The organism is Aggregatimonas sangjinii (assembly GCF_005943945.1).
Taxonomy (GTDB): Bacteria; Bacteroidota; Bacteroidia; order Flavobacteriales; family Flavobacteriaceae; genus Pelagihabitans; species Pelagihabitans sangjinii.
In genome coordinates this window covers 1,486,669-1,509,958 of record NZ_CP040710.1, presented here as the reverse complement: position 1 = coordinate 1,509,958, position 23,290 = coordinate 1,486,669, and the positions used below count along the sequence as shown (strand labels likewise).

The 23,290-nt window shown below is 40.2% G+C and carries 14 protein-coding genes and 1 pseudogene; 8 read left to right on the top strand and 7 right to left on the bottom strand.

Going from position 1 to position 23,290, the window contains the following annotated elements:
- Window positions 1-287: 287 nt before the first annotated feature.
- The 3 genes and pseudogenes from FGM00_RS06045 to FGM00_RS06035 all read right to left on the bottom strand — a co-directional run bounded on the left by FGM00_RS06045 (window position 288) and on the right by FGM00_RS06035 (window position 5,464).
- Window positions 288-2,675, bottom strand: coding sequence for a GumC family protein (locus tag FGM00_RS06045; protein ID WP_138852032.1), 2,388 nt, complete (start codon window positions 2,673-2,675; stop codon window positions 288-290).
- A gap of 18 nt (window positions 2,676-2,693) precedes the next feature.
- Entirely contained in the window at window positions 2,694-3,470 is a 777-nt protein-coding gene (locus FGM00_RS06040) for a polysaccharide biosynthesis/export family protein (RefSeq protein WP_236262949.1), read from the bottom strand.
- Between the two features lie 58 nt (window positions 3,471-3,528).
- A pseudogene (locus FGM00_RS06035) lies at window positions 3,529-5,464 on the bottom strand (polysaccharide biosynthesis protein).
- 374 nt (window positions 5,465-5,838) lie between these two features.
- Here FGM00_RS06035 and FGM00_RS06030 point away from each other — a divergent pair.
- From FGM00_RS06030 to FGM00_RS19765, 4 genes are all read left to right on the top strand, one after another.
- On the top strand, window positions 5,839-6,930 hold the full coding sequence (locus FGM00_RS06030; protein ID WP_138852030.1) for a glycosyltransferase family 4 protein: 1,092 nt from the start codon (window positions 5,839-5,841) through the stop codon (window positions 6,928-6,930).
- Complete coding sequence (locus FGM00_RS06025) at window positions 6,927-8,135, top strand: DegT/DnrJ/EryC1/StrS family aminotransferase (RefSeq protein ID WP_138852029.1); 1,209 nt, start codon at window positions 6,927-6,929, stop codon at window positions 8,133-8,135. The genes FGM00_RS06030 and FGM00_RS06025 overlap by 4 nt, the downstream gene beginning before the upstream one ends.
- Window positions 8,136-8,169: 34 nt before the next feature.
- The gene (locus tag FGM00_RS06020; RefSeq protein ID WP_138852028.1) at window positions 8,170-8,760 is read left to right on the top strand and encodes a sugar transferase; all 591 of its coding nucleotides are present in this window, start codon (window positions 8,170-8,172) and stop codon (window positions 8,758-8,760) included.
- Window positions 8,761-9,172: 412 nt separating this feature from the next.
- Window positions 9,173-11,452 carry a hypothetical protein gene (locus FGM00_RS19765; protein WP_175416192.1) on the top strand — a complete coding sequence of 760 codons (2,280 nt, stop codon included), beginning with the start codon at window positions 9,173-9,175 and terminating at the stop codon, window positions 11,450-11,452.
- Window positions 11,453-12,090: 638 nt separating this feature from the next.
- Here the strand turns inward: FGM00_RS19765 and FGM00_RS06010 are convergent.
- The 4 genes from FGM00_RS06010 to FGM00_RS05995 all read right to left on the bottom strand — a co-directional run bounded on the left by FGM00_RS06010 (window position 12,091) and on the right by FGM00_RS05995 (window position 17,126).
- Window positions 12,091-13,011, bottom strand: a complete 921-nt coding sequence (locus FGM00_RS06010; protein ID WP_138852027.1) for a hypothetical protein — start codon at window positions 13,009-13,011, stop codon at window positions 12,091-12,093.
- Window positions 13,012-13,018: 7 nt separating this feature from the next.
- On the bottom strand, window positions 13,019-14,467 hold the full coding sequence (locus FGM00_RS06005; protein ID WP_138852026.1) for an MBOAT family O-acyltransferase: 1,449 nt from the start codon (window positions 14,465-14,467) through the stop codon (window positions 13,019-13,021).
- Between the two features lie 410 nt (window positions 14,468-14,877).
- Complete coding sequence (locus tag FGM00_RS06000; protein ID WP_138852025.1) at window positions 14,878-15,822, bottom strand: hypothetical protein; 945 nt, start codon at window positions 15,820-15,822, stop codon at window positions 14,878-14,880.
- A 2-nt stretch (window positions 15,823-15,824) separates the two neighbouring features.
- A complete protein-coding gene (locus FGM00_RS05995) occupies window positions 15,825-17,126 on the bottom strand; it encodes an MBOAT family O-acyltransferase (protein ID WP_236262948.1) in 1,302 nt (433 codons plus the stop codon).
- Between the two features lie 827 nt (window positions 17,127-17,953).
- Between FGM00_RS05995 and FGM00_RS05990 the strand changes: the two genes are divergently transcribed.
- The 4 genes from FGM00_RS05990 to FGM00_RS05975 all read left to right on the top strand — a co-directional run bounded on the left by FGM00_RS05990 (window position 17,954) and on the right by FGM00_RS05975 (window position 23,250).
- Window positions 17,954-19,135: a hypothetical protein gene (locus FGM00_RS05990; protein WP_138852023.1), complete on the top strand. Its 1,182-nt coding sequence runs from the start codon at window positions 17,954-17,956 to the stop codon at window positions 19,133-19,135.
- Between the two features lie 259 nt (window positions 19,136-19,394).
- Window positions 19,395-20,423, top strand: a complete 1,029-nt coding sequence (locus FGM00_RS05985; protein ID WP_138852022.1) for an NAD-dependent epimerase — start codon at window positions 19,395-19,397, stop codon at window positions 20,421-20,423.
- Between the two features lie 40 nt (window positions 20,424-20,463).
- Window positions 20,464-21,567 (top strand): acyltransferase family protein, encoded by a 1,104-nt coding sequence (locus FGM00_RS05980; protein WP_175416191.1) that lies wholly within the window; start codon window positions 20,464-20,466, stop codon window positions 21,565-21,567.
- A gap of 45 nt (window positions 21,568-21,612) precedes the next feature.
- Window positions 21,613-23,250 (top strand): glucosamine inositolphosphorylceramide transferase family protein, encoded by a 1,638-nt coding sequence (locus FGM00_RS05975; RefSeq protein ID WP_138852020.1) that lies wholly within the window; start codon window positions 21,613-21,615, stop codon window positions 23,248-23,250.
- The last annotated feature ends 40 nt before the right edge of the window (window positions 23,251-23,290 follow it).

Here is a 23,290-nt window from a genome sequence, read left to right as displayed (position 1 = left end):
ACAATATCCTATACAACAGCGCATGGACATAAGTGCTCTCCTCGCCATATTTACGGAGTTTTGTTTTGTTTGGATTGAAAAATCAAAACAAATTATTCTTAAAAGTTGAATGGCCGAATGCACTCTAGATGTCGGCCTTCGAAAAAAGTAGATGCAGATTTACATCGATAAATCATCGCAACGAATCCCACATTCTTAGTATAATGAAGGCTCACAACATAAATTGATGTACCCTAAAGTGTAGCGTACGGTGTTAAGATTATCCGGAGGAGTTTAACTGGAGTGCTTTAGAATTTCCACCATTTTTTAAGGCTCTTACCATATCCATAGCCATATTTGCCGCCGTAACCCAGATTTGACTCTTTCACATCGTTTACGACGAAACAAAGTCCGTTTAATTTACCTTCCGCCTTAAGTTTACTAGGGAATTCCAACACTCTAGTCTCAGTAACACCGGCACGGGTTACATAAATCATATGATCGGCATAATCGCTGATTAGCAACGTATCCGTCACAACCATTAAAGGAGCGGTATCAACAATAACGTAATCGTATTCCTCCGACATCTCGGTCATTAAGTCCTTCATACGTTCACTCATCAAGAGTTCAGCTGGATTGGGTGGAATCTTGCCCGAATAAACTACATCTATGGTATTGCTCTGTACCAAAAGCGAATTGACAATATCTTTTGCCTCGATAGAGTCATCATAAAGATATTCCGTCAAACCATTGTTCGTGCTTCGTTTGGCTTTCTTGTTCTTGTCGAGGTTATCGACATCCTTGGTGTCGAAAAAGGTATAAAGTTTAGGATTCCTGATATCGGCACCGATAAGCAAAACCCGCTTTCCGGTGTTGGCGAAAATCATGGCCAAATTAGATGAAAGGAACGTTTTACCCTCCCCAGATACACTTGAGGTAACATACACCACGTTATTCTTACCCGTGGTTCTCTTGGATTTCATCAGGTAATCTAAATTCGTCCTTAATATCCTTAACGATTCCGCTAGCACCGAACGATCATCTTTTCGAATGAGTTTAGATTCCTTTTTAGCTAAACGCGGCAGCTCGGCGAGCACCGGAATGTCTTTAACCATTTTTTCTAAACCGGTCTTATTGTGAACCTTATCATCCAATAAATCGTTTGCATAGAGGATTGAAAATGGTATAGCGAAGCCAACAATAAGAAATGCCAAGTAAACAATCGATTTCTTAGGGGATACCGGAGCGCGACTGGTTCTATACGCATTGTCTATTATCTTAGATTGCGGCGAGGTAGACGCTAGACCAACTTGGGATTCCTCACGACGCTGTAATAAGTAGAGAAATAACGATTCTGTCGTTTCCTGTTTTCTCGTAATGTCCCGCAAGGCCCTAGCATTACTCGGAGCGGAATATATTCTTGAGTTAATGGTTCTTTGGTTATTACTTAGACTATTGACCTGTAAACTTAGGTTGTTTACCATACTACCAACACTAGATGCCACACTATTTTTTAGACCGTCCAATTGTTGGTCTAAGTTAATGATCATCGGGTTCTGTTCATTGGCGTTCTTCAACAGTCGCTTTCGCTCCCTCACCAATTCATTGTATTTAGCTGTATTCGCTGCGATAGTAGGATCGTTCAAGCCCACATTCGATGGTAATTCTTGATAACCGTCTTCACTACTAACGATTTCCTTCATCGAGCTAGCGATGTTCAATTGCGTAGTTGCATTCTGAAGTTCTTGGCTATTTTGCGCGCCAACGGTCAAGTTGACACTGGTTTGCGCATTTATGTCAACTACCCCCCGTCGTGTTTGAAATTGTTCTGCATTCTCATCGGTATCGGTAAGCGTTCCCGAAATATCGGCGATCCTATCGTTGATGAAATCAAAAGTTCGCTCGGCAATGACCCTCTTATCATCTATGGCATTTTTGTTGTAAATACCGATGAGGGTATTCAGCACATCAATTGCCTTTTGCGGTATCGGGTCATTCAGGGAAAGGTTAACGATATTCGAAAAATCCTGTGCCGGAGCTATCGAAGTTCTTGTCTTATAGGCCAAGGCAACGTCTACTAAAGGTGAAATTTCAACTTTTATTTTTTTGCCTTTGTAACTGTTAAAATGCTCGACATTGGTCGTGATGATTACCTCACCTACGTCGGTCGGTATCGCCTTGCCGAAAGAATACACCTTAACGGGGCCATCTTGTTCTTCACTAAAACCAAATGTGGTCGTAGAAGAAATATCCAGATAGAAACTTGACCGCGCCCTTCTGACTATGGAGTCGGCTTCTAAAAAACTTAATTTAATGGGTGGCGTTCGGTAAATCTCGCTTTCGGTGACCGTACCAACATTTCTGAGTACCACATTAATACCGAGCTGTTTTACCACTTCCAAATAATTGGATCTGGAATTTAGTACTTCTATCTCATCTTCGACCTTATTCTTTCCTGCACCGAAAAGATCTAGGTCTTTGTAGATTGACATTTCAGGTGACCCATTTTTTTCTTCGAGCACTTTGATCTTTGCCTGAACCTTATATTCAGGTATTTTGTATCTGATGTACACGTAAGCAACCGATAACGCCGCCAATATGGAGAGTAGAAACCATTTCCAATGCTTGGTATACGAAGTAAGTAGGGCTTTGAAGTCTGTCTCCTTTGTGGAAAATCCCTTGAAATTAGCTTGCATCTAGAAACTTTTTTTAATCTATCTGTTGTTGTTGGTGATAATAAGTACCGAAGTAGTAAGCAAGGTAGAAAGTATGGAAACCCAGATAGTAGCTCTGTTATCCAATGCAGAAGAGGTTATTGCGGACTGATTCGGCTCTACGTAAACGACATCGTTTTGGGTAAGATAAAAGACCGGCGAACTCATCGTTTCTTTTCTAGTCAAATCTACCCTTGTATACACCTTCGTTCCATTAAAATCGCGTGTAACCATTACATTATCGCGTTTTCCTTTTATGGTCAAATCCCCAGCAAGACCGATTGCTTCCAATATCGTAATCTGCTCGCCGTTCACAGGATATGTTCCGGGTCTGTTCACTTCACCCAGAATAGTCACCGTAAAATTCTTTAGACGAATATTTACGATAGGATCCTTAAGATATAGTTTCAGCTTTTCCTTAATAAGCGTTTTTGTCTCATCGGAGGATAATCCTACAATTTTAATCGCCCCTATAACCGGAAATTCTATTTCACCATTCTTATCTACGATATAATCGATCTGCTCCCCTCGAGATCCCTGTTCGATACCACCACCCCTGTACAAATTGAAAGGCATACTTGCTGTAGGGTCATAGGTCGATACATTAATGCTTACGACATCATCGATTTTAAATTTACCAACGTGCTTGTTATTGCTTACAATGGTCTCATAATCGCCTGTATCCTGAAAATAAACCACATCTTTTTTAGAACCACAAGAACTGAATAACAAGATGGTCGATAAGGCGAGAAAAACTAGATTTGTGGTAAGCTTCATATTGATACGTTTTACGATGAACATATTTCGATTTTCTGTTTGCAAGATTAAGGAAAATTTATGACTGCACAACCTTTAGCACTGATTTGCTCTTGCTCTTCCCATTCTTTTTATCGAGCTCGCAGAAATCTGAATTATTCGACACATACTCTGGTACGATTTCCTTCATCAGCATAACGGTGTTACCGGAGAAAAACATGTTCGTAACACAAAGTTCATCGATTTTAGACCGTACGTGGGCAAAATCCAATTCGCGCACCTTGCTTATTTTTATTTTCTTATTGTATGTAGGAAGGGTATTCTCACCATTGGCCAAAAGCTCTTCGTATAGTTTTTCACCAGGCCTAAGTCCCGTAATCTTAATATCGATGTCATCTGGATAGCTTAACCCGGATAGCCTGATCATATTCTTTGCCAAATCGAATATCTTAACCGATTCGCCCATATCAAAAATGAATATCTCTCCCCCTTCGCCCATGGCACCTGCTTCTAGCACCAATTGAGAGGCTTCCGGGATGGTCATAAAGAAACGAGTTACGTCTAAATGGGTCACGGTTAAAGGGCCGCCATTTTCTATTTGTCTTCTAAACAAGGGTATTACCGAACCATTGGAGCCCAAAACATTCCCAAAACGTGTGATGATGAATTTGGTCTTCATTTCTTGCTGCATACAGCTCATATACATTTCTGCGATTCTTTTTGTGGCGCCCATCACATTGGTCGGGTTCACGGCCTTATCGGTAGAAACGAAGACAAACTTATCTACCCCGTAACTAACGGCCAGGTCCGCTACCGTTTTGGTACCTGCGATATTGACTTTAATCGCTTCATAAGAATTGTACTCCATCAACGGTACATGCTTATAGGCGGCGGCATGAAAAACGATATGCGGCTTATGTTCCTGAAAAATGGCGCTCAATCTATTTTTATCCCTAATATCGCCTACAATAGGAACAAAGTTATGGTAGCCGTTTTGTTTAAGTTCTTGCTGCAAATCATATAAAGCAGACTCTGCCTGATCGATTATGACCAAGGCTTTGTAATCATAACCGCATATCTGACGCACGAGCTCACTGCCGATGGAACCCGCTCCTCCCGTCACGAGTATTACTTTACCCCGGAGATCTTGTTCGATTTTTTCATTCTTGATGTTAATAGGTGGTCTGTCCAACAAATCCTCTATCTGTACCTGTTTAATCTGAGATGCTTTTAATTCTCCATTTATCCAGTCTTCAACAGGGGGCACTATTTTTACTTGAACGGGAAATTCAACCAGATTTTCAACCAAAGACCTCAGATTTTTAGGATCTATATTTTGAATAGAGAAAATAACCTCCGAGATATTGTTTTTATCAAGGAACGACTTGCTTAACACCTCTTTTGGATAGACCTTTACACCATTGATCAGTTTTCCTGTCTTTTTTGTATCATTATCGATATAACCTACCACTCGCGCCCTGCTCTTCGAATGATTCGTAAGTGCATTGTGAGTGAGTATTCCAGATTCTCCCGCACCATAAATGAGCACGTTTTTATTAACTTTCAGATTACGTACTAAAAAATCGTCATAGAGTGCCTTAAAAACATAGCGTAAGGCGGTTAAACTTAATAAACCCGAGGAGACTGTGGATAATTATAATACCCAATGGAATAGTGAATTTATTGGAAATATTAATCTCCCGATTGACCAACACCATCGTAATCATTAAAATACTCGACAAACATATGGCATTGAAAATTTTATAGACATCCCGAACCCCTGTATGCCGAACGACCCCCTTGTAAGAACCTACAAAGAGAAAGGCAATCAGACCTGCCAAGATTACGACCGGCAGTTGAATCCACAGCATATTGGTATCAAAGCTTAGCGAAAGGTTGAAACGAATAAAATAAGAAATGATAAAGCTTACGGAAATAACCATGACATCAATGGCCAAAACAAGCCACTTAGAAGCATATTTGTGCAGGTTGTTCCTTAGGTAGGTTTGTAACATAACATAAATGTTTAATCACCTCAATTAGGTTAAGAGCAAAGTTAAGGGGATACGAATATAAATAATATGAAACGCGATAGGGTTATTATCCCGCTATAATTCGTTTAACACCTATAAATAATCGGTTAATAGAAAAAATCGCTCAAAATTATCACCTCCAACTAGTGGTTTTTAGCCCTTTGAAAACATATTTAAAACGATATACGTACAAAAAGCATTAAAAGTTTCGGAGGACTAAATATAAAACTCTTTTTCTCACTAATTGTACTTTATCGAGGTTTACTGAAGTTCATTTTTCCTTGTATTGCCATCTTTTTAACGTCCTAATAAAATTTTAATATCATCTTTGCGTTAGCGACAGTGTAACAAATGCTATGAATAAAAAGATACATATTTGTTTGGTAGGCGGTGAAGATGCCCACAAGAGAATCGATCTTTCCCGACATCTACTGAACGATGGTTTTGCTGTAACTATCTTGGGTACGAAAGACTATGATTATCCGGAAAAAATCAACTTCATCAAATATGATCTTAATCGAAGTTTTAATCCTTTTTCGGACTTTAAAACGGTAAGGCAGTACAAAAGAATATTTTCTGAAAACACTTTCGACATTGTTCAAACTTTCGACACCAAACCAGCTTTTCTAGTACCCATAGCAGCATACCGGTTGAAGGTCAAAATCGTCAGGACCATAACGGGTTTAGGAAAAGCTTTCGTCTCCAAGGATTTTAAAAGTGCACCCATCAGATTCCTCTATGTTTTCTTACATTATATTATCCGGAACCGTGTATCGCATACCACTTTTCAAAATTCTGAGGACAGGGATATTTTTTTAAAAAACGGCCTTATAAAACATTCAAATCACTCAATGATTTACGGGAGCGGTATCGATTTAACAAAAATCGGTGCTGTTGCGCCTAGAAAGCACGAGCCCTTTACGGCCATCTGCGTGTCTAGGTTAATTTATGAAAAAGGAATTGTGAATTTTTTGGAAGCTGCCAAAATATGCCATGCAAAAGGATATCATTTCAAATTCCTATTGGTAGGCCCTTTAGAGGAAAATTCCAAAAAACTAAACAAGAATTTGATCGAGACATACAGCGCGTATGTCGACTGGCTTGGAGTTCGGTCGGATATTTATGATTTGCTCCGCCGATCAGATACTTTTGTACTTCCAACGTGGTACAGGGAGGGCTTTGCCAGGGTGTTGTTAGAGGCTTCCGCGATGGGCCTTCCGTTGATAACGACCGATGTCGCAGGTGTTAGGGATATCGCGAGACACGAAAAAGAAGCCCTGATCGTCGACACCAATAATTCCAACGACCTTGCAGAGGCCCTTATTCGCATGGGTACCGATAAAAATTTAGCGGATAAACTTTCAGAAAATGCCCTCATCAATGTAAAACTCTATAGTTTAGCCGTTATAAGTAAAAACTACTCGGATTTATATAAAAATACTTTATGAAAATACCTTTCTCACCACCTTACATCAATGATGCCGTGAAAAACGAGGTTCTCGATTCCTTGGATTCAGGCTGGATTACCACAGGACCGAAAGTAAAACTTTTGGAACAACAAATTGCCGAGCAGACCAAAGTACCCCATGTTCTATGCGTAAACTCTTGGACGTCTGGCGCTATGCTCATTTTTAATTGGATGGGGCTTGGGCCCGAGGACGAGGTAATCATACCTGCCTATACTTACTCCGCTACAGCTTTGGCCGTAATTCATTCGGGGGCTAAACCTGTTTTAGTCGATGTAGGTGAAGATTTTAATATTTCGCTGGAGGCCATCGAAAAAGCAATTACACCTAAGACAAAAGTGATAATGCCCGTAGATATTGCAGGATGGCCTTGTGATTATGATGAGATAAACCAACTTGCGGAACGCAGGAAAGCCGTATTCAATCCCTCGAGTGAAGTTCAGAAAAAGCTCGGCAGAATTCTAGTGATCTCCGACGCAGCCCACTCGATAGGGGCGACATACAAAGGAAAAAAAACAGGTTTGTTGACCGATATAACCATATTTTCCTTACACGCGGTCAAAAATGTAACGACGGCCGAAGGTGGGGCCATATGCCTCAACCTTCCCGAGCCCTTCAAAAATGATGAGCTCTATGCCACCCTACGCTGCTATTCCTTGAATGGGCAGACCAAAGATGCTTTTTCAAAAAGTAAGGCCGGCTCTTGGCGGTACGATATTATCTACCCAGGCCTAAAGATCAATATGCCCGACGTCCTGGCAGCCATTGGTGTAGGCCAGATGCAAACGTACGAATCCGAAGTACTACCAAGACGTGTTGAAATCTTCGAATACTACAATCGCTTTTTTTCCAATAAACATTGGGCTATTGCACCACCAAGTAAGGACGAGGACAAGGCATCTTCATGTCATCTCTATGCGCTTCGGATCAAAAATGCCACCGAGGCACAACGCGATGCCATTATAGCGTACATTTCCACTAAGGATGTAGCCGTAAACGTTCATTTTCAGCCGCTTCCTTTGCTCACCGTTTTTAAGACCATGGGATTCAATATTGCTGATTTTCCGGTAGCATTCGACCAGTATAAAAATGAAATTTCGTTACCGATATATCCGCAGCTCTCGGAAATAGAATTGAATTTCATAGTGGAAACAGTGAGTGCGGCAGTTGAAGATGTAATGGCCTAAAATAGTAGCGTAAAATTAATATGTTGTCTTACCAATGAAACGCATTTCGGACATTTTCTTTTCAGCCATAGGCATTCTTGTGATTTGTCCTTTTCTGGTATTGATTTCCATAATTATAAAATTAGGTTCGAAAGGCCCAGTACTTTATAAGCAAGTAAGGGTGGGCAAAGGAAATAAGGATTTCAGAATATGGAAATTCAGGACTATGTACACAGGCTCCGATAAAAAAGGACTGCTTACAGTGGGTGATAGGGATTCCAGAGTTACCAAGGCGGGTTTATTTCTTAGGAAGTTAAAATTGGATGAACTTCCGCAGCTATTTAATGTACTGTTTGGAGAAATGAGCCTTGTAGGCCCTAGACCGGAGGTAAGAAAATATGTTGATCTTTACTCCGAAGAAGACCTTATTGTATTATCCGTACGTCCGGGAATAACGGACTATGCATCGATTCATTTTCGCAATGAAAATGAAATATTAAAAGAAGCGCACGATCCCGAGCAGATGTATATAGAACAAATAATGCCTGAAAAATTAGCCCTAAACAAGAAATATATCCTGGAAAGAAGTTATTCCAAGGATATTCAGATCATTCTTAAAACACTAAGAGCAGTACTTGGTAATTAGAAGTTTGTCCCTATTATATTGCACTCACCCCTGCTACTTTCACATTTCTTTTTTTCTAAAACAGCATAGCGCCCGTCTTCTTGGAGGGTTCCATTTTCTATGATTTTAAATTTTTAAATGCCATTTCATATACTGGCGATCACTCAATCCAAGGTGGTCAGTCTTAGACCACTTCGGTTTCTATCATTTTAGAGCCCAAAACAGTGACTAAATTGTTAAAATGTTAAATATTAGCGTATTTCGTCGATTTTTTTGGTAGTTTGACGTCTAAATAAGAGAATTTGCACGTACTCTAGTGGATATGTTATTTTTTTTGGTCTTTTGGAACGAGTTTTAAATCGATCATAGCACATTAAAATAACCTTGTAATTTATAATTAAACCAAGTTTAAAATTAAAATCTTAGCCTACTCATGAAAATACCCACCCAAAACTATCGTGGTCTACTCGCGATGGTTGTTTCTGTACTTGTATTGTTTTTTTCTTGCTCCGAAGACGCAGACGTATTGTCGGAATATGCCATCTCCGATAATGGCGATGATACCCTAAATGGATTTGTAATCGATGATGTTTACAATATTCCTCCATCAGGTTCCATTACTATCAATGTGCTGGCCAACGATGGCGTACAGGATTTAGGCAACGTGGTCATTACCAATGTGACGAACCCATCCTTCGGTACAGTACAAATCAACGATGACAATACGATTACCTACACTTTAGGTACTGCTACCCCAGAAACCACGCAAACCGCAGAATCAACTAGTCCGCCTTCCACTCCTGAACCGGAAGAGGAGCCGGAACCCACTCCAGAACCGGAACCCACTCCAGAACCGGAACCCACTCCTGAACCAGAACCGGAGCCCACTCCAGAACCGGAACACACTCCTGAACCGGAACCCACTCCTGAACCAGAACCGGAGCCCACTCCAGAACCGGAGCCGGAGCCAGAACCGGAGCCCACTCCAGAACCTGAGCCGGAACCGGAGACCGAAACCGATACTTTCTCTTACACCGTAGAAACCACCGATGATGATGGCAACACCACAACCGAAGAAGGCACGGTTACCGTAAATGTAGTTGAGGAGAACGACTGTTCTACTGGCGCTATCATTCCAGAATATCGACTAAATGGTGTATGGGCGGATGGCCAGAGCAATTTAACAGTAGCTGTGGGAACCGAAGTAGTATTGAGTATGCTACCCAACAATATCGGCCTTAGTATTGAATTGCCTAACGGCACTACGGTCGGGGACAATTTCAATCTAGGGGCAGTCACTTCGGCAAATAGCGGCGCCTACCTCCTAACTTCAGATGAGGGCTGCACCCAAGTCATCAACCTTACAGTACAGGGAGAGGTGGAAACACCACCTACTACCGATATACCCAATCTTGGCGAGTTAAAAGCCTTTCCCGGAGCTGAAGGTTTCGGAAAGTACGCCACAGGAGGCAGAGGAGGTACGGTTATCGAGGTTACCAATCTTAATGATAGCGGTATCGGTAGCTTAAGGGCGGCCATAGAAGCCAGTGGTCCGAGGATAGTCGTTTTCAAAGTGGCCGGTTACATTACCGTTCAGCAAACGCTACGTGTTCAAAATGGCAATCTTACCATCGCTGGGCAAACAGCTCCTGGTGACGGCATCACTATACGCAGATCAAGCAGCATGGAACAACCGGCCCTACAAGTTACCGGCGGCAATGTTATTGTTCGAGGTATTCGTATTCGGGCCGGAAGAGGACGAAATCAAGAATTTTCAGGCGATGCGGCAAGTATTGGATCTAGCGATATCATTTTTGACCATTGCGCATTTTCTTGGTCTACCGATGAAGTAATCGATCCGTACGCAGCGACCAGAGTCACTTTTCAAAATTGCATTTTCTCCGAAGCATTGATGTATTCATCGCACGAGTATACGACCAATCCTAATAGTAGTGGATACTACAACCATCATAGTATGGGTATGTTGGTGAGCAATACCTCGTCTAAAATTACCATTTACAACTCTATTTTTGCGCATAACAGCGAGAGAAATCCGCTCGTTAATGTGAATCCGGGCAATGTTATGGAAATGGAATTGGTAAACAATGTATACTATAACTGGGGACTGTTCGGTTCTATTTTTCATGGCACTGGTTATAATCAGGTGAATTTCATCAATAACCTGCACATCCCTGGGGTAGATTCAAAAGTCAACAGATATCCCATATTGATAAGTGATAACACGGCTGCCTACGTCAGAGGCAACATTAGTCAATACAGAACCAGCAATTCTGACTCTGAATGGAATGCCATAGGGTACACTTTAAGCGGGAACCAAAATATGAGTAGTTCAAACAGAAGAATGGACGCCTTTGATTTTCCATTAAAAAACGTTTCAACGATGGATAGTGCAAGTCTTCTAAATGATGTTTTGAGTAATGCAGGTGCTTTTACCCAAGACCAAGTTACACGGAGAGTAACTCAAGATATTCGGAACAATACTGGGCGCTTGATCAATGATCCAAGTCAAGTTGGAGGTTATCCATACCTTTCCGGCGGTTCGGGATACGCCGATTCTGACAAAGACGGTATGTCTGACGCATGGGAGAGCGCACAGGGCCTAGACCCATATAATGCGGCGGATGGCAATACCGATCGCAATGGTGATGGATATAGCAACTTAGAAGAGTTTCTGCATACCTTGACACTATAATCGTTAGAAACCATCCATTCATAATAGAAAAGTGTCCGATAATTGTCGGACACTTTTTTTATTTATTTAATTGATTTGCAGGTTCTATGTGTGCTGCTATGCTTATCCAAATCTCAACTTTACCACTTTAGAGTATACTTGTGCCTGTAGTAGTTTCTACACGAAAAACTTCCACTTCCAACATCCTATAACTCGATAATCGAAATTTGAACCTGTCTGTCCGGCAGGCGGCCTGACTGCCTTCAGGCAAGTTGCTCCGTCCCGGTAATTATCGGAATGCCTGGACGCGCAAAGGTCTTTTCCTTTTCGGATGCTTCGCGGGCCTGACTTCCAGCGTTTACTTTTTAAGATTATAGCTCTTTCTTTATTTTGCATCAAAATCATATTATGCTAACAAGGATGGTATGATGTTATAAACGCGGAAATTCTTTTATGAAGTATGCTTCAAAGGAAATACAATTTTCATATTGACAAGATGGATTTCAAAGAATCAGAATAGGTTTCCAGAAAGAGGTATTTTTAGTATGCGCTGAACCAATACGGGAGTTAATACAAAACAGCCTTGAATTTGTTTGTCACGTATAGCTGATGGTATATTGAATATTGCTTACTTTTATTTGCTTCTGACGACAATATTGCTAAAGAGCTATTTCTTTTAACCTTTTAGCCACTTGTTTACTTACTTGCTCGTGCCCGTAACAAGACCAATGTCCATCGTGCTCTCCCAAATCCCAGTTTTTATCTCCATCTGAATCAAGACTAATCGTTTTGATATCGTATTCATGCGCCAAGTTTAAGATTCTTTGATCCGTATTGGGGTGAAACACAAAAATCAATCTATTTAATTCATAATTTGAAGCACAATAGGCAAAAAGCTTTTGATACATCAGCTTGTTTTCGGTTTCCAAGCTTATAGTCGTTTCTTCATCTGCTACCTGATTTTGTTTTTCCACAAAAATCGGATACCTCAAATAGAGGTAATAGAGTAACTTAATGTTATATAATATTTTTTTTAATCCTACGGATTTTAATTCTGCCGGAAGTAATTTTTCGGTCTCTAAGGAAATCTGTAACCTGTCGGTATATCTTTGAATTTCGGAAACGGATTCAGAAAAGTCAGCTGTATTGAGATACAGTAATTGATATTTAGGGTTGATTTCATCTTGTAAAATGGCGCTAATCTCAACAGCTTCTATAAAGGTTACGCCAGATCTTCCTGCTTCAAAAAAGGAATACTCAGGAAAACGGTTCTTGAGCACACTGCCTTGATTACACGATATAGGATTCATAATGTTTTCGATAAATGAATCCCCGATTACGGAAATCGTACGCTCTTTTTCGTTGTCATGGGTGCCCAACCAACCATATTTATTGACATTCCATTGTTCTTCCGCTTTTGTGTAGTAACCCGATTGGCCCGGTCTATATCTTTGAATACCATGGTTATCTATATATCTTTCAGGAATATCAGGTACCAAACGAAAAGTACGGATTACGACTTCGCCGATGATTCCCAACAGAATCGCAAATACGATAAGTGTTCTCAAAAATTTTCCCATAATGGCCTCAAAATTGAAAATAGATGAATGCCTGTTCACTTCCGCCAAGCCAAAATATACTTAAAATAATCGCAAAATACATGGTCCATCTAAAAGGTCGTTTCCAGCTTAAACCTAGTTGTGCCAAAGCAAATTGCCCTTCCCGCCCAAACCATTCAACTAAGGTGAACAGGCAAACCAGTTTAATCACCGTCAATGCTCTTGTCATACCCTCGAAACTCGGAAGAGTGAAAAGTGAGGGCGAGAATATTTCTGAAATATATTCGAATGCGTGTTCTATAGAATTCGCCCTGAAAAATATCCAAGCGAACACAGTTAATCCAAAAGTTATTAAAATCAAAAAAAGCTCCTTGCCGGAGGGCAAGTGCTTTCCACTGGCAACAATATCGAGATTATTTCTATTGTTCTTGGTCAATAAAAGGGGGAGAAAGTAAATTGCATTTAGAGCTCCCCAAACGATAAAGGTCCAATTTGCCCCATGCCAAAATCCACTTACAATAAAAATGATGAACGTATTTCTAACTTTCATCCAAATGCCACCGCGGCTTCCACCTAATGGAATATAAAGATAATCCCTGAACCAAGTTGAAAGTGAAATATGCCAACGCCTCCAAAATTCGGCGATATCCCTTGAAAAATATGGAAAATTGAAATTTCTCATTAAATCAAAACCGAAGAGTCGAGAAGTTCCTATAGCAATATCGGAATAGCCAGAGAAGTCTCCATAAATTTGAAACGTAAAAAACAGCGCTCCTAAAACCAATGTGCTACCAGAAAAATCTGATGAATTATTGAAAATCAAATTGGCGAATTCGGCACAATTGTCAGCTATTACAATTTTCTTGAATAAGCCCCAAAGTATCTGCCTCATGCCGTCAACGGCCTGAGCGTAATTAAATTTTCGCTTCTCGTAAAACTGAGGTAAAAGGTGGGTCGCCCTTTCAATAGGGCCTGCCACCAATTGAGGAAAAAAGCTCACAAAAGCCGAAAATGCTATAAAATTATGGGTGGGACGAAGTTTACGGCGGTAGACATCAATAGTATAACTGAGGGTTTGAAAAGTATAAAAACTGATTCCAACAGGTAATATAACGTCCAATGAATTGGGTTTGATTTCAAAACCGAAAAATGAAAATGCACTGACGAAATTGTCAAGGAAAAAATTATAATATTTAAAGAAGCCTAAGAACCCAAGGTTTACGAGAATACTGGTCCAGAGTAACAGTTTTCTTTTGAATAGATGGTCTTCTCGTTCAAGTTTTCGGCCAATAAGGTAATCAACGATAGTGCTGAAAAGAATCAAGGATAAAAATCTCCAGTCCCACCAACCATAAAATAGATAACTTGCAGCGACAATCAAGAGGTTCTGGATTTTCAAGTTTTTATTGGCCAAGAACCAATACAGCATAAAAACTACTGGCAGAAAAATCGCAAAGTCGATTGAATTAAATAGCATATCTCAAGTCACTTTCTAACGAGGGGAAAGATAAGCGATTTAAATAAAAGTTGCCCGTCCCTTTTCCAATTACAGACGCAACGTAACGGAAAAGATAGGTGCGAATTCTTGTGAGTGGAAAAGAAATTTATCCATTAATGGAACTTTGACACACCACCAGCTACCTGGTGGTGTAAAACAAGCCGAAGTGTTTATGGTACCCTACCCCTTCTTCATATTATGCCCAAGACCAAGGATAAGGTTAATCCTACGAACCTGTCGTGACTATTTTTGATGTATATGATGCGTTATTCAGGTTAGCTGATTTATATTTCGCTTTTCGTAACGGCCAATTCAGCTATTCGCTCTGGAGAAGAAGTTATGCGTTCGCACATCACCATAAAGTTAGCAAAAGCGGAAGGTCAAATGAATTATTTGAAGGCACCATTAAGATAATGAAGGAGTTCACCTCTAAGATAGGCTGAATATTTTTTTGCTCCCTTATCCGATAGGTGTGTTTCATCCTTCCAATCAGTATATTCCAGGGAATCGAAAAAAGCACCATGATCCCAATAAGGAATACCCTTCGCTTTGAAAAAAGCTTGTGTGCGATTTTTTGTGTCCCGGTCTATCCTTAATAAAGAGGGCGAAGTAAAAAATACAAGTTTCGATTCGTTTGTTTTCGCTTTTCGAATTATATGATCGATAAATTTTTCCGACTTGAGGTTCACTTTGTTCATTTCCACTTTTTCCTGAATCGGATCGGCAATACCTTTGCTCATGATCTGCCGGAACGTTTCGGATTGTTCTTCGGTCGGAATCAAGGGTTCGTATCCGTTTTGAGCGGCATAATCGTGCCCTTTTGAAACACTGTTCTTGAGAATGGATAAAATTTTCCCGTTAGCGGCATAAGAATGTGCGATTTTGCCCAAAACCCATTCTTCCTTGAAATAGTTATTGAAAAAACTCCCGATTTCATCATTTTTCAGCGCATGGAAGGCAAGTAGTTGTGCATCACTTTGGCCATCGTAATCATTATCATACAATTCGTCGTGATCGATGTGTACGATGATAGTTTGCCCCCGTTTTTTCAAGGTAGCTATTAATGCGCTTGCAAAGCCAATCTTGGTGGCATCTTGTCCGGCATTAAAGTTCGGGACTCCCAATTCCTCAAGATCGACATGGTGGGCCGCTCGAGAGCTTCCAAAAACCAATACATCAACATCGTCTTTACGCTTGAGAAACGAATTTATCTTTCCCACGGCCAAACCAGTGTAAATATCGTCATCCAAAGTGCTGATTACCTGGTAAATCAACCTATCGGCGACGAACAACACCACCATTATTACCACCACTAATTTAACGGACCGCAACATAATTAAAATTGAAAGTAGATAAAATTACTTGCACTTGAATAGAAAAGCAGAATGTTGATAACTATGAAACTCACCAATACTACAAACGTCGCGCTCCCCAACTTATTTCCAAAATCTTCAAGACTAGTATCCGTACTGAACAAATAGGCGTCGAATACCATTGCTAAGAACAAACCATATACCATGGTCAAAAAGGGCAGGAAATCGCCTATAAAAGGCGCACCATAATCGGCATCGAAAAGTTTTCCAATAATCAGTACCGCATCCGATAAGCTTAAAGATCGAAAGAAAATCCAGATGAAGCTGACCAATAGGAAGATGGCCATATTGCGAAGAAAATTGTAATTTTTAGGGATTAACGCAAATCTTTTTTCTAGACCAAGAAGAACACCATGAATGGTTCCCCAAAATACAAAATTCCAAGAGCTACCATGCCAGAGACCGCCCAATAGCATCGTTAGGAATAGATTTCGATACTGCATCAGTACGCCTTTTCGATTTCCCCCTAGCGGAATATAAAGGTAATCGCGAAGCCAAGTGGATAAGGAAATGTGCCATCTTCGCCAAAATTCGGTAATTGACGAGGAAAAATAGGGCAGTTTAAAGTTTGCCTTGAAATCAAACCCTAAGAGGCGCGCGGTTCCTATCGCTATATCGGAATAGCCACTAAAATCGAAATATATCTGAAATGAATACAGCAGCACTGCCATGAGAATCGAACTGGAATTGTTGATTTCGGGTACATTGTAGATACCATCTATTATACTTCCAATAGAATCGGCAACAACGACCTTTCTAAAAAAACCTACAGCGATTTGAAAAAGACCGTTTTTTAACCTCTCGTGATTCCATGTGCGTTTGGACAATAACTGTGGTATCAGGTTCGATGCGCGTTCTATCGGCCCGGCAACCAATTGCGGAAAGAAGCTGACAAAAGTTGCAAAGGCAATGAAATTTTTGGTCGGTTTCAATTCTTTCCTGTAAATGTCGATAGAATACGACATTGTCTGAAACGTATAAAACGAGATACCGACTGGCAAGATAATGTTCAAAGTACTAACGTTCATTTCATAACCGAATAACCGCCAAAGGTCTACCCAGGAATCAATAAAAAAATTGAAGTACTTAAAAATGGCCAAAAGGCCGAGATTGGTAAAAATACTTGCCAAAAGGTATCGTTTTGCACGAATCCGATTGGTTGCATTAGCGATGGAGATACCCAATAGGTAATCGACTATGGTTGAAAACGCTATAAGCGATAGAAAACGCCAATCCCACCATCCATAAAATACGTAGCTTGCCACAAGCAGCAAAATATTTTGAGTCCTGACATTCTTATTGGGTACCGACCAATAAAAGGTAAACACTAAAACAAAGAACACCAAAAAGGCAACGGAGTTAAAAAGCATGCTGGATACTGACGGTTAAAAGAAAAATCAAATATAGATGAATTGCTTAATTCTTTAGATTAACGTCTATAAAGAAGATTTCGTCTTTGTTTTTTTATCAACACCCGAAGTGGTAACGTTTTGTCGTTTCGTTTTCGATTCGTTTAACGGGGGTATTTTCCTCAACATCCTGCTTCCTTGATGAGCCCCAACAGGTTCATTCGTACATCTAAAAATTTGATTATCAACGACTAAACTATATTTTCGGACCCGACCTTTAGCTATGGTATTAGGGCGACAAACTGTTGCAAAAACAAAAGCATTCTTTTTTAGAAATCTACTTTCTTCTTGAATATTTTCCTCGTTTTTTCCACCTCGTCCGACACCATTTATCTTGTATCCTAATAAAATTTACTATGTTCGCACTTTATTTTTTGAGAATATCCGTTTGGCCAGTTGATTGCAATTTTAGTATCGGTTGAACGGTAATGATTTAATAGTAAAAAATTTGCGAAAAGAAGGTCTATTCATGGACTTACCAAACAGATCGATAAAATGCACAATAAATTTAAGTCATTGCCCACGAGACATAAACAGCTTATTATTAATGATTTGCAATCTTAATAATGCTTGTGACAGGCCACTGAAACCCCTTCTTCAAAAATTGATTTAAACCATTTTTAACAAGTTTACGTATATTAACTTTAGAATTAAAATTTGCTAGATTTTAAACCCCCAATGTTATGAAAAGAAATATTTTATTCTTATTTACAATTGCATTTTTATTTATTGCTTGCTCAAATGACGACTCAAACCCCACTACGGAAGAAACCACAGAGGAAGGAGTCGATGAAACACCCGAAGAAGAAACTCCCGAAGAAGAAACACCCGACGTTGATTGCGGGGCGGCCGTAACTGATTTTGACGCCAAACCCTCTGATTTCGAAATTTCGACCACTGTCGGGGAAAAATTTATTCGAAACAATACCGATCAAGTTCAAGCTGCCCTTGACACTTGTGGCGAAGGTGGTGTTGTCTGGCTAGAGGACAAAGTCTGGATAATAGATAGACCATTGGTTCCGAAATTCAATAATACCAAGATTGTAGGTGGAACGTTAAAAAGAGGCGATGCGGTGAAGTCTGCTTTGACACAAGCTGTCCAAGTCGGTGACTCGGTGCTTAATGTAGAAAATTCCGATGCTTTTTATCCTGGATTGATACTTTCCGTTGCTGGCGGCGATCAATATGAAGACGCCTTATTCCCATTGGTTTTTGTCGCAACCGCAGAAGACGGGCGCATTACCCTTGGAAGTGGGTCTGCGATGGATTTTGAACCCGGCGACGTTGTTTTTAACACAACTCCACTAATTGCAATACTTAACAATACCGTAAATGGCACCATCATTTCCAACGTTACTTTCGACGGCAATGAAGAAAACAACAACGAAACGAATGATTGGCGAATAAATACGGGCTTAGCGCTTTCAGGTAAGGACCAAATTGTAGAATGCAGTAGTTTTATTAACAGCCCCGGCGAATCTATGATAGGCCATAACGTAACGGTACGAAATACTACTGGAGAAAATCTATTCGGTTCTTTCTTTCATGCCAGTGCTTTAGAGTCCGGTACTATCCTCATCGAAAATTGTTCGACCAACGATACGAATAAAGCACCTTTCGGAACGAACGGTCATAATGAAGGAACGATTACACTCTCCAACAACAGTGGTAATCTGACCATTAAGGATTCTAATTTTACTTTGGGTGGCCAGTCCGCTTGGGGCGTTATCGCCGAAGATGACTGTAACATCATAGCGACTAATACTACTTTTGCAGATCATCCGAGAAAGTATTTTCTTGATACTGTTCCCGATGCTCCATGTTTTGATGATTCCGACGTTACCTATACCAACGTTCCAAATTAATCTTCCAAACATAATGTAACTTAAAAAGGAGCGGCAAATTGCCGCTCCTTTCTTTATATACAGCCCTAGCGAGCGCCACTTATAGGATTTTGTTTGAGGATAATTCCTATTTCGTCATAAAGAATCGAATCGCAGACCAACAACGGCCCTGCCCTTCGTTTTTCGGATTTTAATGCATTTTAACAAGTTTACCGCCGAAAAATAAGTCTATAATAGATACAATCCTGATATTTGCACAGATTTTCCCTAAATCAATATTATGAAAATACTTGTTACAGGAGCAGCAGGCTTCATCGGCTTTCATGTCTCCGAAAAACTCGTTGAAAAGGGCCATGAGGTGGTGGGCTTGGATAATATAAACGACTATTATGACCCCAAGCTTAAATATGACCGGCTTAGCGAATTAGGAATTGACAGTGAAAAAGCGAAGAAGTTCAATATCCTTTCAAAAAGTAAACTTCCCAATGTTTCATTTTCGTTTATTCGTCTGGACCTCGCTGATAGACAGGCCTTACCGGGCCTTTTCTCATCCCAAAAATTCGATATTGTCTGTAATCTCGCAGCGCAGGCAGGAGTTCGATACAGCATTGAAAATCCCGAAGCATATGTAGATAGTAATATTGTAGGGTTTTTGAATATTCTGGAATGCTGCCGACATAACGCTATCGAACATCTGGTGTATGCAAGTAGTTCAAGTGTGTATGGTCTTAACGAAAAGATACCATTTGAAACCTCCGATTCGGTAGACCACCCCATAAGTCTTTATGCGGCGACCAAAAAAAGTAATGAACTTATGGCTCATACCTACAGCCATTTGTACGGTTTCGCCACTACCGGGCTTCGGTTTTTTACTGTTTATGGGCCCTGGGGCCGACCGGATATGGCCATGTTTCTCTTCACCGATGCTATTATCAACGATAGGCCTATCAAGGTATTCAATAAGGGCGCTATGGAAAGGGATTTCACCTACATTGATGATATTACCGAGGGGGTGGTAAGAATTATAGAAAAGAAGAAAGACTCGAAAAATAACCTGAAAGCAGACTACCAAATATACAATATAGGCAATAATAGCTCGGTAAAACTGTTAGATTTCATTAGTGCCATAGAACAAAAACTTGAAAAAACAGCTTCAAAGGAAATGTTACCCATGCAACCCGGTGACGTTGAAAGAACATGGGCAAATGTTGATGATTTGATCAATGACTACGATTATCGGCCGAATACTTCCATTGAAAAAGGTGTTTCGGCCTTCATCGATTGGTACAAGAAGTACTATAAAATATAAATGCCCGAGTGTAGGTTTTAGTTTATATAGCCCGAATCCAATGAAAATAACAAGATTAAAAGAACTCTTATCACGTAAATCTTCACAGAAGTTCATTCCTGAGATAGATGCGCTGCGCTTTTTTGCCATAATTCCGGTGATGTTCGCACATATGAGCCAGGCGTTTTTAGAGTACAACGTGAATTTTGACAGGGCACTGATCGAAAGTGAAAGCTTGTTGCGGGAAATTTGTTTTCGCGGCAACATAGGGGTCGAGCTATTTTTCGGCATCAGTGGTTTTATACTCACCTTGCCTTTCATCAATTTGAAACGGTCAGAACTGAAGTTCAAAAAGTACTTTCTGCGCAGGTTGATCCGTATCGAACCACCTTACATAATTGCCCTCATTCTTTTCTTTGTGGTTCATATTGTTATGGGGTCTGAAAGCATCGGATTTTTGTGGGAGCGCTTTCTTTCCTCATTTTTTTACTTGCATAACCTGGTGCACGAGTCTTATTCTTATATTTTGCCACCAGCATGGAGTTTGGAGCTTGAAATTCAGTTTTATCTTCTAATGCCCCTTTTCCTCTATCTATTTAAGGCATTCAAGTTCAAATACTGGAGACCGATAGTGTATGCAATACTACTAGTTGTAGCGCTAAATCTTAATGTAAGTCCGCATTTAGAATTGAGTGACTATTTCAAATATTTCTTGGCAGGTATCGTTGCTGCCGATGTGTACAAAAACATCAAATTACCAAAGCATATTATTTGGGATGTGGTTTTCACTGCGGGTCTATTATTGTTTTTCTTCTATTTTGAAGATTGGTTCCTTCGCACACTTACGCTATTTTTAATATTGATAGCTAGTTTGCACTTGGTCCTGTTAAGGCAAATGGTCACGAACAAATGGGTGACTATAATTGGCGGCATGTGCTATTCCCTTTACCTGCTTCATTTTCCTTTTTACCATTTGGTAATGAAGCTTTTTACCAATAAGCTAACGATTTTTAGCACTTATGAAATGAATTTTATGTTCCAGGCCTTAATATTTATACCTCTTTCGATAGTCTGTATTACAGCTTTCTACTTATTGGTCGAAAAACCGTTTATGGTACTGAGCCAACGATACGGAAAGTCTAAAGTTCCAAAGAAAGTAGAATAGGCCGATATTGGCTTGAGTTACGCTTGAATACTTTAATAAAAACAGTTGTCGCAACAAAAAATCAAAATAGCGCTTATACTGAACGGCAGCCTTGTTCCGGCTTGGATTTATGAAATTGTAAAACAGGTTGCCCAATCCGAACTTGCCCAAATTGTTCTGGCGCTTATACCCGTAAACCAAGTATTGCTACCGGCCCATACGCCGGTTAAGGAGGGTTTTGATTATTCTTTTTTAAGAAAGTACCTGCCGTATGACAAGGCCAAATATCCTTTGCTTCCCAACGCTTTTGCAAAAGTGGATGTTAAAGACTTAATCGGAGATCGATTAGTACAAACAGATTTTAGTGTCGAAAGTGGGTTCTACTCTCCAAGCACAAACGCCTTGGAGAATATTAAGCGTACCCAAGCCGATTTGGTCATTTCATTAGTGAGTCCGATAATGTCAAGAAATACGCTTCCTGAAGTTGTCTATGGAACTTGGCATTTTAAACATGGAGACCAAGCTACCGAAAATGCCTCAGTTGAGGGAGCGTGGGAGTTTATATTGGCGCGACCGGAAACCAAGTTTAGCTTAATGTGCCGAAATGGCGCTTCAAACGAAACTTCTACGCTTTATGAAACCTACTCCAGTACCGATCATTTTGGTATTTTCAGGAATCGTAACAACTATCTGTGGAAAGCACCCTTTATGATTGTTCGGGCGCTAAGGGATATTGAAGCTTTTCCGCAACGCGTAGCAAAGCTTACAAAAGACCTTGATAAGGAAGTCACACCCACAGGGCAGCCGAGGAACAAGTATGTTTTTAAAGGTTTGTTTTTCAATTACTTTAAAAAACTTCTAAACAAATGGGATGAATTCATAAACTTTGAGCAATATATTCTACTCTTCAAATTTAGTGAATCGGAAATCCTGAACTGCTCTTTCAGCGAATTCACTAGAATCATGCCTCCTAAAGATCGTTTTTGGGCCGATCCGTTTGTAATCAAGAAGAGTGATGCATACTATATTTTTATCGAGGAATTGATTTACGAACACGGACTGGGTACCATCGGTGTCATAAAAATAGAAGAGGACGGCTCTTATGGCGAACCGCAAATGGTTCTGGAAAAAGACTATCACCTCTCCTACCCTTTTTTAATCGAGGACGAGGGTATTCTTTATATGGTTCCCGAGACTAAAAATGATTCGACCATTCAATTGTATAAATGTGTCGATTTTCCATTAGAATGGAAACTACAGGAAATTATCATGGACGGTGTTCAGGCCCTGGACACTACGATCTTCTTGCATGAGGGGAAGTATTGGATGTTTACCAACATAAAGGAACATCCCGGAATATCGGCCTATGACGAATTGTTTTTATTCCATTCCGATACCCTTGTAGACGGTAACTGGATTCCGCATCCGAAAAACCCAATAGTTTCAGATGTTCGTAGCGCTAGACCTGCCGGAGCCATTTTCCAGAAAAACGGGAAAATTTATAGGCCCGCCCAAAATTGCGCGAAACGATATGGGCATGGTATGCAAATTAGCGAAATCATTACCTTAACGGAGACTGACTATGAAGAAAGAGCCGTTCGTTCCATATTTCCGGATTGGGCGAGTGATCTAAGAACCACGCACACCATAAACAACTCAGACAAACTAACGGTTATTGATGCTCTGGTGGCCAGACGGAAGTAGGGTCATAGAGGCCTTTTTCAAGATGCTATTGAAAGTTATT